The 14,156-nt window shown below is 38.0% G+C and carries 11 protein-coding genes; 1 reads left to right on the top strand and 10 read right to left on the bottom strand.

Translation table 11 applies throughout. The features are described from left to right. Window positions 1-13: 13 nt before the first annotated feature. The 3 genes from V6R21_RS13940 to V6R21_RS13930 all read right to left on the bottom strand — a co-directional run bounded on the left by V6R21_RS13940 (window position 14) and on the right by V6R21_RS13930 (window position 2,293). On the bottom strand, window positions 14-190 hold the full coding sequence (locus V6R21_RS13940) for a hypothetical protein (RefSeq protein ID WP_334244235.1): 177 nt from the start codon (window positions 188-190) through the stop codon (window positions 14-16). 1,322 nt (window positions 191-1,512) lie between these two features. After that, on the bottom strand, window positions 1,513-1,950 hold the full coding sequence (locus tag V6R21_RS13935; RefSeq protein ID WP_334244234.1) for a hypothetical protein: 438 nt from the start codon (window positions 1,948-1,950) through the stop codon (window positions 1,513-1,515). 94 nt (window positions 1,951-2,044) lie between these two features. Further along, a complete protein-coding gene (locus V6R21_RS13930; protein WP_334244233.1) occupies window positions 2,045-2,293 on the bottom strand; it encodes a hypothetical protein in 249 nt (82 codons plus the stop codon). A 905-nt stretch (window positions 2,294-3,198) separates the two neighbouring features. On the opposite strand from V6R21_RS13930, the gene V6R21_RS13925 reads away from it, so the two are divergent. Further along, window positions 3,199-4,371: a cation:proton antiporter gene (locus V6R21_RS13925; protein WP_334244232.1), complete on the top strand. Its 1,173-nt coding sequence runs from the start codon at window positions 3,199-3,201 to the stop codon at window positions 4,369-4,371. A gap of 48 nt (window positions 4,372-4,419) precedes the next feature. On the opposite strand, the gene V6R21_RS13920 is transcribed toward V6R21_RS13925, so the two are convergent. The 7 genes from V6R21_RS13920 to V6R21_RS13890 all read right to left on the bottom strand — a co-directional run bounded on the left by V6R21_RS13920 (window position 4,420) and on the right by V6R21_RS13890 (window position 14,154). Next, window positions 4,420-5,343, bottom strand: coding sequence for a helix-turn-helix domain-containing protein (locus V6R21_RS13920; RefSeq protein ID WP_334244231.1), 924 nt, complete (start codon window positions 5,341-5,343; stop codon window positions 4,420-4,422). Between the two features lie 475 nt (window positions 5,344-5,818). After that, window positions 5,819-7,132, bottom strand: coding sequence for a hypothetical protein (locus V6R21_RS13915; RefSeq protein WP_334244230.1), 1,314 nt, complete (start codon window positions 7,130-7,132; stop codon window positions 5,819-5,821). Window positions 7,133-7,645: 513 nt separating this feature from the next. Then, window positions 7,646-8,569, bottom strand: coding sequence for an immunity 49 family protein (locus V6R21_RS13910; protein ID WP_334244229.1), 924 nt, complete (start codon window positions 8,567-8,569; stop codon window positions 7,646-7,648). A 442-nt stretch (window positions 8,570-9,011) separates the two neighbouring features. Beyond that, on the bottom strand, window positions 9,012-9,203 hold the full coding sequence (locus V6R21_RS13905) for a hypothetical protein (RefSeq protein ID WP_334244228.1): 192 nt from the start codon (window positions 9,201-9,203) through the stop codon (window positions 9,012-9,014). A 798-nt stretch (window positions 9,204-10,001) separates the two neighbouring features. Next, window positions 10,002-11,720 carry a tetratricopeptide repeat protein gene (locus tag V6R21_RS13900; protein WP_334244227.1) on the bottom strand — a complete coding sequence of 573 codons (1,719 nt, stop codon included), beginning with the start codon at window positions 11,718-11,720 and terminating at the stop codon, window positions 10,002-10,004. Between the two features lie 299 nt (window positions 11,721-12,019). Further along, the gene (locus tag V6R21_RS13895; RefSeq protein ID WP_334244226.1) at window positions 12,020-12,565 is read right to left on the bottom strand and encodes a PP2C family protein-serine/threonine phosphatase; all 546 of its coding nucleotides are present in this window, start codon (window positions 12,563-12,565) and stop codon (window positions 12,020-12,022) included. Beyond that, window positions 12,562-14,154, bottom strand: coding sequence for a hypothetical protein (locus V6R21_RS13890; protein ID WP_334244225.1), 1,593 nt, complete (start codon window positions 14,152-14,154; stop codon window positions 12,562-12,564). The genes V6R21_RS13895 and V6R21_RS13890 overlap by 4 nt, the downstream gene beginning before the upstream one ends. Window positions 14,155-14,156: the final 2 nt, after the last annotated feature.

Genomic DNA, 14,156 nt, shown 5'->3' with positions numbered 1-14,156 from the left:
ATAATTGAAATACTTATTCAGCTTGCTTTCTTCCTTTCTCCTCCTGCTGCTTTTTCGTCAATGCATTGATCAAATTTTGCAAGGCTTCATTCTCCTCCTCCCGTTGCTTCATTAATTCGAGAAGCTCGCTTTCGTCATCCCTATATATGCCCTCCTCTCGCTCCTCCTCTTTCCTTTCATGCTCTTTCATGTCTTCCAAATTTTATTTCATGCTGCTAGTATAAGCGACGAATAAAACTCAAGCGACATTTCACGCCTCACAATACTTTCACAAACAGTAAAAAGTACCTTTACAAGGCTTTCACAAGCACTACACAAGTGTTGACTATCAATTACTTACCGATATATTTTTTGTATTTGAATTTTGAGACATTTCACGACCAAATCGATAAAACCATCCTTTTTAAACAGAATTTTCAACTGAATTTCACTCATAACTCAAAAGGGTTACACCTTAGAACACAGCCCAAAACAAGGGATAAAAACAAAGCGATACCTTAGTGTTATCAGCGTAAAACACGTCAAACCTGAAAACCTTAAACCTGTAAAAATTGATGGTAAATTTGTGTGCTGTTTTTTCAAGTCAACAATAAACCGCCTCAGGAATTTCTTCCTTTGGCGGATTTACAAATCGAAAAAACATTGTATTTGTAGAGTAGGTATTCTTTATGCGGGCAGTCTCATTGAAGAATCAAAAGGAATAGGTTGTCCATTCTCTCTTACATAATTCATCTGAACGGTTGGCAGGGAATAAATCGCCCTTAAAAAGTTATCCGCGACACATATGCTTTCGCTATGTCTCGGATATTTCTCCCACCAACCAATAATGAAAATTTCAAGGCATTCTAACCTTCTTTATTTTGATGGCTTTCTGTAACAACAATTGAAGTATCTCATACTCGAAATGGGTTTAAATAATTGAGTTGGTTAAAATAATATTGTTTGTACTGTAAATAATGCTTCCTACTTTTTCTGTAGAAGACACTTTCTGTTTCACAACATTAACACTATCAATTCAAAAAATAACCAACACATACTCAATATATTACGCAAACACAAGCAAAATACCTCGAAAGGGGTACTAGCAGATTTGCCTACAAAGGAGAAGCACATCCCTAAATGGTCGTTCTTGGTATGTCTTTCATATAACCTGACAATACTCGGGTCTAAAAGAGCCATAAAAAAACAGGCTACTCCATTGGAGTGAAATCTTTGTAGCTATTTTCCCCCTGTAATAAAAAGCGCCGTAGGTGCGGCATCTAATACGGTCAACTTAAAAATGTGAACTATAATTTATACCGCCTTTTCAAGGCTGAAAATATTATCTACATGACGATGGGATAATAGCCTACCCTAAAAGGATGAAATAATGGTAAGTCATATGAATTATTCAGGGAGATAAAAAATGAACAAGATCATCTCTATCTTTTTGTCTACTAACCAAGTAAAGGAAAAAGTAGCTTCTTATTGATTAACCATCAATCATGGTGCTGGTAAGCAGACATTGCAATGTTATTTCAATTTGAATAGCTTTTTGTAAGTTTTCTTATCAACTTTCAAGATTATAACTCCTGAAAATGGTTTACAGTAAGTCCATTCATTATCTAGTTTGTCAAGTATAATTAACTCATCAATTGAATCTTCATTTAACAAATTCAATATCTTATTGCTGTAATTATCAGTCAGTTCATCGGGAATGTCTAATGGTATACCATTGATGACAACCAATGGTGAGTACATAGTAGTTTCAATGGGAGTATTCTGATTCCTTTTTAAGAAAAACCTTTCTTTTATCGCCTTCCATTGCCCTGGTTCATCAAGTAATTTTGTCGTTGTTAACCAACTTTCATTTTGTTCATTAGTCAAAAACCTATCGACTTTATTCTGTACAAATTGTCCTTGGGAACAAAAGGCAATACCAAGTAAAAAAAATGTTATTAGCGTTCTCATTATTTTCCCTTTTTAGGTATTCAATAAAATCATCTGTAAAATTTAAATCGTTCGAACAATACTATAAAATCAGTCTGTTTGTTGTATACTTTTTTTAACCTATAGAAATAATCAAACCCTGACATTCAATATTTGCTTGATGAAAAGACTCTTTTATTTCTACTAACCCCTCAATTATCCTTTCCCTTGAATTAGGTGAATTAAAAACAAGTTCATCTTCAACGAGACTATCAAAGTCTATCTTATTGAATTCTAATGACATTAAATAAACCATTTCTTGGGCTACAATCTTGTAAAACCCTGTCATTTTAAATAGGCTTTCTAACTCCTCATCATTATTCAATCTAGTGGATTACTGATTTTGTTCAAACTTTTTGTAGTCATCTACAAAAAGATTTTCCTACAACCTTCTAAAAAGGTAACTCCATTGGAGTGAAATCTTTGTAGCTATTTTCCCCCTGTAATAAAAAGCGCCTTAGGTGCGGCACCTAATACTGTCAACTTAAAAATGTGAACTATAATTTATACCGCCTTTTCAAGGCTGAAAATATTATGTACATGACGATGGGATAATTAAGTTTGACTTTTTATTCGGAGCAATACACCTGCCCCGAAGGGGCTATACACATTAGCGATGGGTTTTACCGCGCGTGCAACAGCATCGAAACGGGCAACGAGATAACTCCGGTTATTTAGTACATCTTAATAATCCCATCGCTGATATATTTTGTCCCTTTGGGACTTTAGCTCTTAAGCGCTTTATAAAATAGCGATGACCGTTGCACGCGCGATTATCCCTTCGTAAAAGGAAAGGATATTTTTTTAAATCCTGAAAGAGTGGAATATTTTGGTTATTCAATCAACTCATCGAGACGGGCAACGAGATAACTCCGGTTATTTAGTACAACTTAATAACCCCATCAACACGATGGATGCAATAGCCAGCCCTAAAAGGTTGAAATAATAATGGTATTGCTAATCCAACACTCACGATCAAAAAGAATTTTCAATACAAAACCTCACTCCCTCAATTTTATAACGACTTGCAGAGAACGGACAATCTCCCCTGTTTTCAAGCATTGTATCTACCACAAGGGATACTATCCCCCTTTTGATTTACTGCTTCCTTTCCTTGTATCAGGCCATCTTTAATGTAAATTATATAATGGGATAGGTTGCGCCAAAACCTTCCTGAACACTCGAATAGAATTGATACAACTAGTAGTCACTAAGTTTACAAGTATGTATTTGAATTTACTTATTCTTGCTGGTTTCATTTTTATGTATGCCCTTATTGCCAAGCGCATTGAAGTGATGACCATCAGTGGCCCTATTATTTTTCTAGCATTTGGAATCATCATGGGTCCTAATGGGATTGGTATTTTAAAAGTGAGTGAGGACCGTGAGCTAATCAAGACATTGGCTGAACTCACCTTGGCATTGGTGCTATTTACAGATGCCTCTATGGCAAAGGTGAATGTGATCAAGCAAAACCTGATCATTCCAAAACGCTTACTCTTATTCGGCTTGCCCATGATTATGCTGTTGGGATTTGGTTTTGGGTATATACTTTTTGGAGAGCTTAGCACAATTGAAATTGCCATTCTTGCAGTATCTCTGGCTCCTACCGATGCGGCGTTAGGAAAAGCGGTGATCACCAATACAAATGTGCCTGAAAGAATCAGGGAAGGCTTAAATGTGGAGAGTGGTTTGAATGATGGTATCTGTGTCCCTTTCCTGTTGCTGTGCTTTTCCTTCTTGGAGGGAAAGGGGGAGTTTACCTATGGCTTGTTTGCCAAACAAATTATTATTGGAGCAGGTGTCGGGTTGGCTGTTACATTTTTGGGTCATTCGGTGATCAGTCTCAGTGAACAAAAGAATTCGATCAGCCACTCATGGAAAAGTATCGTGATTATTGTATTGGCATTCTCCATGTTTTCATTAGCTCAAATTCTGGGGGGCAGTGGGTTTATCGCATGCTTTGCAGGAGGTATCTTATATAGTATCATAGGGCAAAACAAGAAAGAGGAGTTTATCAATGCTGCCGAAGGATTTGGTGATAGTTTGGCAATTGCAACTTGGGTGGTTTTCGGGGCGAGCTTTGTGATACCTGCCTTTAATGCATTAACCCCTGCCGTTGTCCTGTATGCCCTATTAAGCTTGACAGTCGTAAGAATGTTACCGGTTTACCTTGTGTTACTTGGAACTGATATCGATACCCGAGGAAAAATATTTATAGGATGGTTTGGTCCCAGAGGCCTAGCTACAATTGTGTTCGTGGTGATGGCAGCAGAAAAACATTTAAACAATGGCCCATTTATTAGCCTAGTAGCCATATGCACCATTGTATTTAGTATTGTAGGGCATGGCTTTTCTGCCAACCCGCTGGCAAACTGGTTGGCTAAAAAGGAAAAAAAGTAACGTCGGATTTTGTAGCCTTCCAAAACATAAGCAGATGATTCAGTTTTTTTAGCTCGAAATTTTCTTTGTGCCTAAAAACGTTTGAAAAATTAACCAATAAATAAGGCAAGGAATATTCCCGCACCAACGATGCAATCGCAACAAAACTGAAAATAATTGTGGCTTCAAATTGTAAAAGGAAAAACATGTGGAAATTCTGAACGGAAAAATGACAGGCAAAAAGTTTCTAGCGTGAAATGGGAAGATTTTCTTCACAAAAAATGCAAGGGGACAGACAAGTGGCAAACTTGGAGGACTGTTCACCTGAGGTAGACTCCACTTACCTTCCATTTCAGATACAGCATTTGCCTTTACCACAAACCAGAAAAAGTAAACTTGAGAAAGCGACCATGCAACCAACAGTGCTGTAGAAGTACCCTCAGTCTTTGTTTCGGCTACTGACTTGGCCATCTTATACCTTTGTAACTTACTCCAAATTTGGTATTGCCAAGACTTCCATTTTCTGGCAAACCTACTACGGTACCATTCCCAAGCAAATTCCCTGATTCGCCTGCCGTTTCGGGAACGCATCTCTACAAGGTCTTCCCAATGCAGATACCTACAGTGACGGATTCTGTCCCTTTGGTCTTTGGCTCTTCTGAAAAAGCGTCCCTTTCGGTGGTATCGCAAGTATTTTGGATAAAAGTAAAACGATAGGCGACTCTTTCTGTTCCCCTTCCGAGAAGCACCCTTCACTTTAGGCACTGAAAAAAGTTTGGTAAGCTTCATCAGGTTCGCTCCCATCTGTTTGCGGACTAATGCTTTTTGGGCTGCTACATCTGCAAAGTATTTTCCCTCTACACTGTTTCGACTGATTTCCCTGCTAACAGTACTACGGTGTACCCCCAATGCTCGGGCAATAGCAGACTGTGATGCACCACTATGGAGCATTGCTTCTATCTGTAGTCTACTATGGAGGGTCAGTTGTTGCATCTCTTTTAAAATACTGAAAGAAATGTAACTGTACCATTGGCAGGTGGCAAGCTGGTGTAAGATTGTAGGCGAAAAAGATTTACTTTATTACACTTACTTAACGTGAAGTATGGATTATACCGTCCTTTCAGGGCTAAAAATTTGCGTAAGCTAACGATGGGCGTTGCCCATCGCTAATCTATTTTGTCCCTTCGGGACTTATGCCCTGAAAGGGCAAAATATAATAGTGGTGGATTTTAATCCATCTCAAAAATTAGTGCAAGTTGGAATCCCTCATACAAATAGTCCTTTTAAGGATAAAAAAATGTCCACTACTGTACGATGGGATAATCGCGCGTGCAACTACCATCACTTATATATTTAATCCCTTCGGGACATATCAAAAATCCTGATATAAAATGTCCTTCAAAAACAGTCTTGGAGGACAAATGACAAAAACTTATTTATCTTCCAAAACTATTGATGAAATCACTGTTTACAGAGAAAGAATATCGTCAACATAATTCGACCTAATTAACTTCCATGCATCCAAGGCAGATACTCCATTACTCTTAATAAAGTCACCAAATTCTTCTAAATCCTTGATTAAAATAAATTTAAAATAGAAAGACAGACTCTCAACTTCTTTTTTCAATTCGGCATCATCAAGTTTCATCAACCATTCAGTCAACTCTGGCGATTTGAAATCATCTTCATTCATATCTTCACTGATTGCCTTTAGGGTTCTTATTACCTGAGATTCGTTTGCATGATCATCTACTGAAGCCGCCACATCCATATGTTGCATTGACTTATTTGTAACATTTTCCCCTCTAATTTTTGCAATGTCTTCTTCAGAGAGCTTTAGCAAATCCAAATCTCCATTTACAATATTCAAGAAAGAATTACGGATATTTTGATAGAACTCACCCTTTATATTTTCCGTTGCTTCCAAAAGTCTTTCTAAAGGTGACAGCTGATTTGTGAAAAAATAAAAATAAAAACTGCTTACTATATCAGCATTCATAATTGCCCTTGAATTCTCATATTGGTAGTAATCACCATTAAGGTCTCTCAACTCAGACACTAACCTTTGATGATAATCAAAAGGGGAAAATGCAGCTTCATTAGTTACTTTATTCCATATAGGAACTCTTCTTTCAAGATTATCAATCATTTTCCACCTACTTGAAAATTTATTAAATTCTTTTAGCTTAAAACCCTCTTCTTCTTTATACTTCAAGTCTAATATCCCTAAACTTTCATTAGATTCTTTTTCAATCTTTTTTAACAGGTTTGGAAGTTTTTTGAATTCATGTTCATTAAACAATGAGAAAATAGTTTTAGGAATTTTCCTTAACCATAATGGGTCTGCATCATAGTATAGTATCTCATTCCTTGTTTGAAAAAATGTAGCATAGTACCCACCCCCTCTACCGTCATAGGCAATTTCTACAAGTGGTGAAAACATCGAGATCATTTCATCCGCAGTTCGCCCCCTAATTTCATGAGGTTTTAAAAAAATATCTTGCCAACGTGGACTAGTAAACAAGTTAGATGGATCAAGATAATGACACTCTCCATTTTTCTCTTCAAATGAAATATCTTGCTTAAAGCAATTATGAAACACAAGCCAATACAATAGGTGTTGATTACCTTTATACCCATACACTTCCTGAAACCTTGAAAAATCTTTCTGCAAATTATTTTCCAAGTAATTCACCAAAACACCTTCTTTTTCTGAGTCTAAAAATCTAGAAAAGTTCATAACAAAAAATTTACTTATTAAAAAATATCTCTCATTAATCATGCTCACCTTAGTGAACCACTAAGGTCTATTATTTGTCTCACATACCATTAGGGTTAAATATAATAGTGGTGGATTTTACATCTCAAAAATTAGTGCGAGTTGGAATCCCTCAAACAAATAATCCTTTTAAGGATAAAAAAATGTCCACTACTGTACGATGGGATAATCTCGCATGCAACATCCATCACTTATATTTAGTCCCTTCGAGACATGTTAATCTTTAAGATTAAAAGTTAAACTTATAGTTCCTCTAAAAATCGAATTTTCGCTTCGACTTCGCTCAGCCACCGGCATCAGGTTCCTGAGTGGAGCCGAAGGACTTTTCAAGTTAATCAGTCAATATCTTTTGCCAATGGGATAAATCCCATCGCTAATGTATTTTGTCCCTTCGGGACTTTTGACCTGAAAGGGCTTTATAAAACAGCGATGGACTTTAGTCCTTCGTTATGCAAATGATATTTTCAGTCCTGAAAGGACGAAATAACATGGATGCTTATCAATCACTTATGTTACCTATGCTTTTTCCGGAAGTGTAATAGGAAGTTGATCAAAATTGCCTTCGACCAACCACTGTGGCAAATAATCCGATGACACCTCTGTTTTCAGTCCATTGAGTTTTGCCATATGGACTGCCGCCAGATAAGGCCATGTGATAAAATACTCGTCACTGATACTACGTGGAGGGTCGCCATCTTCCGGTGGCATTTCTACAAACTGCCTGAAGAGTGACAGCCCTTCGTAAAGTTTTTCATTGTAAAAGGCTTCGTCCTTGGTGATAATGCCCAAATAGACTTCCAGTAATGGTGCCCGATGGTAAAGGGTATATTCATTATAAGCATCAAATTTACTTGGATACTTATCAATATCAGTATACTCATAAGCCTCTCTAAATGCTTTTTCTATCTTTTTCACATCCTTTGAAAATAGAGATTTAAAGAAATCTACCATTTTAAAGCCTAGTTCTGTCCCTCCAATCAAACCTCGGTCTTTGAATGTCTTCTCAGTGATGGTATCCAAAAGATCTAATCCTTGACTATATCGAGTGATCACACAAAACTCCCAATATCTGATCCAATCATATTCCCCAATTTTCTCTCCTCTTATTTGAGCACCTTCCCCTTCCGCTACTTTTCCTGCTATAGGTATTTGAAAAGGTTTCCCTTTTGGAGTTGTAAATTGTTTAAATACATAAAGCCCAAGATCCCTAGCATAGGTTAGGTAACGGTAAATTTCTTCTGGTGATTTACCTGCTTCATTGCCCCAATTTACTTTTTGGTGGAATCGCTCACTAATATTCCCCCACCTAAAACCATCGCCTTTACTTTCAAATAGGTTATTGAAATAATTGTGAATCTTCTCAATTGATGCAAAATTATACCTTTCTTCTAAAAGATTTGGGATATTTTTATTTAATCGGTGTCTTTCCAGTCTTCTCATAGTTTTGGCACTATCGTTAAAAAAATTTTCAGAAAGCCTGCTTTCTTCCTCGAAAATATCATTTTCTTTCTATTTCCTGAAAAAACGATTGCAATACGCTAATATTGATCTTTGAAACTTTACGAGTATTTAAGTTAAAAGCATATAAAACCTGTTTGGGTTGATAAATAAAAAAACCGCCTTAGGAATTACGTTCCCTAAAGCGGTTTTTTTGTATGGTATAGTTGTGGTGCGATGCTAACCTCTTTAGACAAAACAGCAGCAGTGGTAATGCAAGCAGTAAATGCGTTCAATTCAAAAGAAAATTATTCCTTCTATTGAAAAGGTTGATTAGAGTAGGTATCGATAGTTAGAATAATTACACTGCACTAACACTCCTACAATACCAGCTGCTACGCCCTGTCCTTTGTATGGGTTGGTTTGCCCCTCTTTTTCGGTGCTGCTACTCAGCGACACCCTTTGTACTTCTATTGTTCTTTTTCTCCAACTTGTCAAGTGCCTTTACCATGTTTATCAATGCCTCATTCTGCTCTTTTCTTTTCTTGATCAATTCTAAAAGCATTTCTTCTTCAAATTGATCTGCCGTGTTCTCTCCTCCCTGTCTCTCCAATGACTCTGATTCACTTTGTATCATCACCTCTCAAAAATTGATTTATGTTGCGAGTATACTTGATGAATCTTCAAAAAGGCTCAACGAACTGTCCACAAAACCTCTACAAACACCCAAAAACACCTCTACTCAACTTCTACACGAAGAGATAACCCTATGTATACCAAATAAATAACTACAAGATTACAATGTTGTAGGAATTGAATTAACCGATTAACCTTTAGCCGTTCAAATAAAAAATGGAGATAGGGAAGTAACATAAGATCAGTTACAGCATCTCTCAGGGTTTAATGAACACCCTAAAAATATAGTCCTCTCAATGCTAAAAATAATTTTTCCATTACCGATGAACGTTGCTCCCATTAAGGTAATTAAACTGATATTGATGCTGTTTAAGCAAGAATTGGAATAGAGGTTTTCTATGCTAACCCTTTCACATATTATGATGCACTAAATGATGATGTTATCCTGTTCAACCTTTTCAGGGTTATGAGATAATGAACACCGTCAACTCCGGATTACCATCCGGAGCTAATATGGTTTGTTTTCTTTAGACCCGAGCTTTGGTTGGTTATTTTAAGATGTCGGGCAACCTCTGGGAGTCAACTTATAACAACTTAATGCTCGAGTCTATCAGAAACGGTGTTTGCTATAAGAGAAATAATCCCAAAGGGATTCAATAATAGTAGCCGTAGGCAAAAGCCTACGGTATAAGTAAATCCATTTACACAACTCCAAAGGAGTTGAACCTATAAATCCATAAAAAAATGGAGCTGAAGTTCTACCACTCCAGCTCCATGATTGTTCAGTGTTCCAAACCTGTTATATCTGCTCGATAAATGTATTCAGGTTAGACTCTGAATTATTGATGCCTAATTTCTTTCTAAGCCTGAACCTTCCCATCTCAATCGACCTAATTGATTGGCGTGTAACGGAAGCAATATCCTTAGTGGACATATTGAGTCTCAGAAAAGCACATAGCTTTCGCTCATTCGGGGTCAGATCAGGAAACTGATCATTCAGGCGTTTGTAAAAGTCATTATGTACATTCTGGAAACGCAATTCAAACTCATCCCACAAGTCATCTGACTTTGAGGTTTGAAGGTCATAGATGATCTGACGGACAGCCTGCTGGTTTTCCTTTTTCAGGTTGGCTTTCATATCTGCCAACTTTTGAGACACTGCGTTGATCAGTTCATTTTTCTGTACAAGGTTCATCACGTTAGAGGTCAACTCCCTGTCACGCATTTCAAGATCCTTCTCTCTCAGTTCTAACTCCTTGGAAAGGTTATCATTCTGAAGTTCTAACTTTTCCTTTTTCAGCATCGCCTGATGTTCTTTCATCTTGGCTTGCTTGGTTTTAGAACGTTGGATCACATACAGCAATCCTGCGGCAAGACAAACCATCACCAGCAAACCTATCGTTGCATATAGCCTGTTTCGCTCTTCCTGTTGTCTGATCTCTTTTTCTCGCTTTTCCTTTTCCTGCTGATAATCCGAGACAAGGTTTTTGATCTTCTCTTCGCTTTCACTTTTGGCTACTTCATCAGCGTATACAAGCAATTTTTCTAGCTGAGACAAAGCCTCCTCAAATTTCCCTTGACGCTTATAGAATCTATAGTACAATTCGTGAATTTGCTTCAGAAATGATGGAGAGTTCAAGTGATGACCTATCTCAAGTGCCTGATCCAAATATTCCTTTGCCTCCTCAAACTTATTATTATCGATACAGTATTTCGACAGAGACATCAAGGAATTCAAAACGGAGTAGTCTGTTCCCAGTCCTTCTTTGGCTTTTAGTGATCGTTTGAAATAACTGTAAGCTTTATCCTCTTCCTCTTTTTTCAGATAGATATTGCCAATATTATTGAGGGCTTTCGCTTTATTGGTTATAAAGTTTTTGGCGTCTGTCAGCTTCAGTACCTTTTCATAATATTTGAGTGCATCATTCAGCTTGTCCAAGCCATCAAAGCAAGAGCCTAAGTTTAGATAGACAGAAGACAGAACAGTATTTTTTTGCTTCTCAGGCAATGCTTCTACGCCTTCCACAATCTCCACAAAATATTTCAGTGCTTCCTGAAACTCCCCTCTCCTTTCGTAAACCAATCCAAGGTTGTTCTTCTGACTGATTGCCTCAAATGTTTTTCCTTCTTCTTCATACAGGTACAGCGCCTTGATAAAATAGTTTGTAGCATCTACATACTTTCCTTTAAGGAAATGCACTGTTCCCAACAAGTTATATACTTTGGCTTTTCTCTCGTTATTTGATTGCTCTTCTGCCAATTCCAATGATTGCTGACCATAATAAAGTGCCTGCCCCAAATCTTGGGTCCTGTAATAGTCTGCAATCTGATAGTTCAGTGTAAGCCTGGTAGAGTCCGTTGATGCTGTATCAAGTGCAGCCTTCAGGCTGTCAATATTGACACCCTCTTTTGCTTGTACATTGATAGTCACTAGAAATAAACACTGTGATAAGATGAACCAAATCAATTGCTTTCGGAAAAACAACTGTTTTAGTTTTGCTGATAGAATGATTGTCATTTTGCTATTCTCTAGGTAATACTGGCTTACCACCCCCTTTACAATTAATGCTCCCCTCACAAAGGACTTTTATATAAGTCTTAACTTAGATCGTTCACAATTATAACTGTAATCTCACAATACTTCAACATATTATTACATTAATCTCTTTTATATCAAAACCCAACCCGCTCAGGTTTTACAAAAATTGTCACACTAAAAAGAGGTCTACTCTTCGCATTTTCAGTTTAATCAAAAAGAAAAAGCCACTAACAAAAAAACATAATGTTAGCGGCTTTGACATTGAATATAAACGTTGGCTAAAGTCTAATCCCCATGATTGTTACATCATCTCTTTGTGTGGCTTGTTCGCTGAAAATAGTCAGCTCCTTATCCAGTTCACTGCTTTGTCTTTCCATTGGGAAAGAGGATAAGCCTGCTAGCTTATCAAGGAGTCGTGCAGTTCCGTATCGAACGGACTGATCATTGCCGCATTGGTCAATAAAGCCATCCGATGTCAGGTACAATACCGTTCCTCTTCTGAACACAATTTCTTTTGAAGAGAAACGGGCGTTCTTTTTCCTTTTTGTTCCTCCAATAGAAATTCTGTCTGCCTTAAGCTGCATCATCTTTCCTAATTCATTCAAAAAGTATACAGGTCTTTTAGCTCCTGTAAAATTCACTTTGACCTTGCCGTCATACAGGTACTCGATACGACACAAACAAAGATCCATGCCGTCATCATTTCCTGAATGCTCCTGATCGAGTGATGTCACAATCCTTTCGTGCAGTCGATCCAGAATCTTATCTGTCTCATAAATATTTTCCCTGTTGATAATCTCATTGAGGTGTGTGTTACCAATCATGGACATAAACGCCCAGGAACACCATGCCCTGTACAGTCTACTACAGCCACATACATCACATCTTCTCCCACCTTATTCGCCCAATAGAAATCTCCGGATACAATATCCTTCGGCTTGAAATAGACAAATACATCATCAAAGAAATCTTTGAGCATTCTTTCTGATGGAAGAATTGCCTGCTGAATGGTTTCCGCATATCGGATACTTTGCGTAATGGTATGGTTCTTTTTCTCAACACTTTCTAGGGTAACTTCCAAATCACTCTTCAGTACCTCCACTCTTCTCTTTTCATTTCGGTAACGGTTAGTCAAGAACATAAACAGGACTACCAAGCATAACAATATGACCACGATACCGATAGCAATCATTACCTTCTTTTGGAAAGCTGCTTTCTCTGCCTTTTGCTGTTCCTCCAACAGACGCATACGGTCTTCGGCATTCATAAAGTCAAGCTGCAAGTTTTCAAGCATACTGCTTGCCTCTTTGTTTTTTGTCAGGAAGTTTTCCTTAATGGTATTCAGCAGTCCTTCCAAGGCTGCCAACCTGTTACGGTAATTTTCACGCTGCTCGTCAGTCAGGCTACTATCATCCTTCAACTTGCTGACAACCTCTGAGATCTCCCTTCTGATTTTTTCACTTTCCAAAGCCAGCTGCTGATTCTGTAACCTGATTCTTGTTGCCAGTTCATCAAAATGGTCATCAACAGGCAGGTCAGATAAGTCGATCAACGAATCCTGTTCCAAAGAAGCCTGTACCACGGCTTCCTTGATAGATGAGTTGGAAAATACTACAGGGTCAGCCTCAGGCTCTCCAAACTGCAAAACCAACAGGTTCTTTTTAGGATCTCCTTTCTGACTGTTCAATTTCAATCCTGCCACCATCACCTTATCCGAAAGGTTTCTTTTCATCACTTTGGCTTTGCCTTCCTCATCTGTTACAAATCTGGCATCCCCCAACTGGAAAGCGGTTGTTTTCATTGGATTTCTTCGCTTGTCCAAAAGCTTTACGGTAAATGGCTGACCTGTTACTTCATAGTTTGCCAACTCACCTACCCATAGCCTTACTACCACATTCAAGCTTCCGTGCCTGAATTCTGCATCGGTTATTTGATAGCCTACCAGTTCAAAGTCTTGTTGCGTCAGTTTTTCTTCCTTTAGCGGGTAGCGCAAAACAAACCGACCTTCGTTATCTGTTCGTGCTTCATCTGTGAAGTCTCCCTTGGTTACACCAATTATCACTCCTCCCAACGGTTTTCCATTAGCATCTGCCACTTGTCCGTCTATCCTAAGAAAATCTACCTCCTTCATCAGGATATGCAGAAGGTCTCCTCTTTTTGCCCACGACACCATTGCCATTCCATCCTTGATGGCTTTTACTTTCTTGGGTCTTCCCTTGACCTCCAAGGTGGCTTTTCCATCGACATTGGTTAGCTGAAAATCACTATCGTTAACGGAAACACCAGCTCCTTCTAGTGGACGCATCTGATGATCTGTCACCAATACCGATTGCTGTGCAGAAACCGTCAACGTCATCAAAACAAGGCTGCCTAACAGCAGACCTAACCGAATGTATGCACTCAACTTTTCCATTA

This window comes from Limibacter armeniacum, assembly GCF_036880985.1.
Taxonomy (GTDB): domain Bacteria; phylum Bacteroidota; class Bacteroidia; order Cytophagales; family Flammeovirgaceae; genus Limibacter; species Limibacter armeniacum.
Note: the sequence above shows the minus strand (reverse complement) of the source record. Positions and strands in the feature narration are given on the sequence as shown.

Bases quoted from the DNA above. Each gene is read 5' to 3' on its own strand.
- V6R21_RS13910 (WP_334244229.1), bottom strand. From the start codon at position 8,569: ATGAGAAGACTGGAAAGACACCGATTAAATAAAAATATCCCAAATCTT.
- V6R21_RS13900 (WP_334244227.1), bottom strand. From the start codon at position 11,720: ATGACAATCATTCTATCAGCAAAACTAAAACAGTTGTTTTTCCGAAAG.
- V6R21_RS13935 (WP_334244234.1), bottom strand. From the start codon at position 1,950: ATGAGAACGCTAATAACATTTTTTTTACTTGGTATTGCCTTTTGTTCC.
- V6R21_RS13915 (WP_334244230.1), bottom strand. From the start codon at position 7,132: ATGATTAATGAGAGATATTTTTTAATAAGTAAATTTTTTGTTATGAAC.
- V6R21_RS13940 (WP_334244235.1), bottom strand. From the start codon at position 190: ATGAAAGAGCATGAAAGGAAAGAGGAGGAGCGAGAGGAGGGCATATAT.
- V6R21_RS13920 (WP_334244231.1), bottom strand. From the start codon at position 5,343: ATGCAACAACTGACCCTCCATAGTAGACTACAGATAGAAGCAATGCTC.
- V6R21_RS13890 (WP_334244225.1), bottom strand. From the start codon at position 14,154: ATGGAAAAGTTGAGTGCATACATTCGGTTAGGTCTGCTGTTAGGCAGC.
- V6R21_RS13895 (WP_334244226.1), bottom strand. From the start codon at position 12,565: ATGATTGGTAACACACACCTCAATGAGATTATCAACAGGGAAAATATT.
- V6R21_RS13905 (WP_334244228.1), bottom strand. From the start codon at position 9,203: ATGATACAAAGTGAATCAGAGTCATTGGAGAGACAGGGAGGAGAGAAC.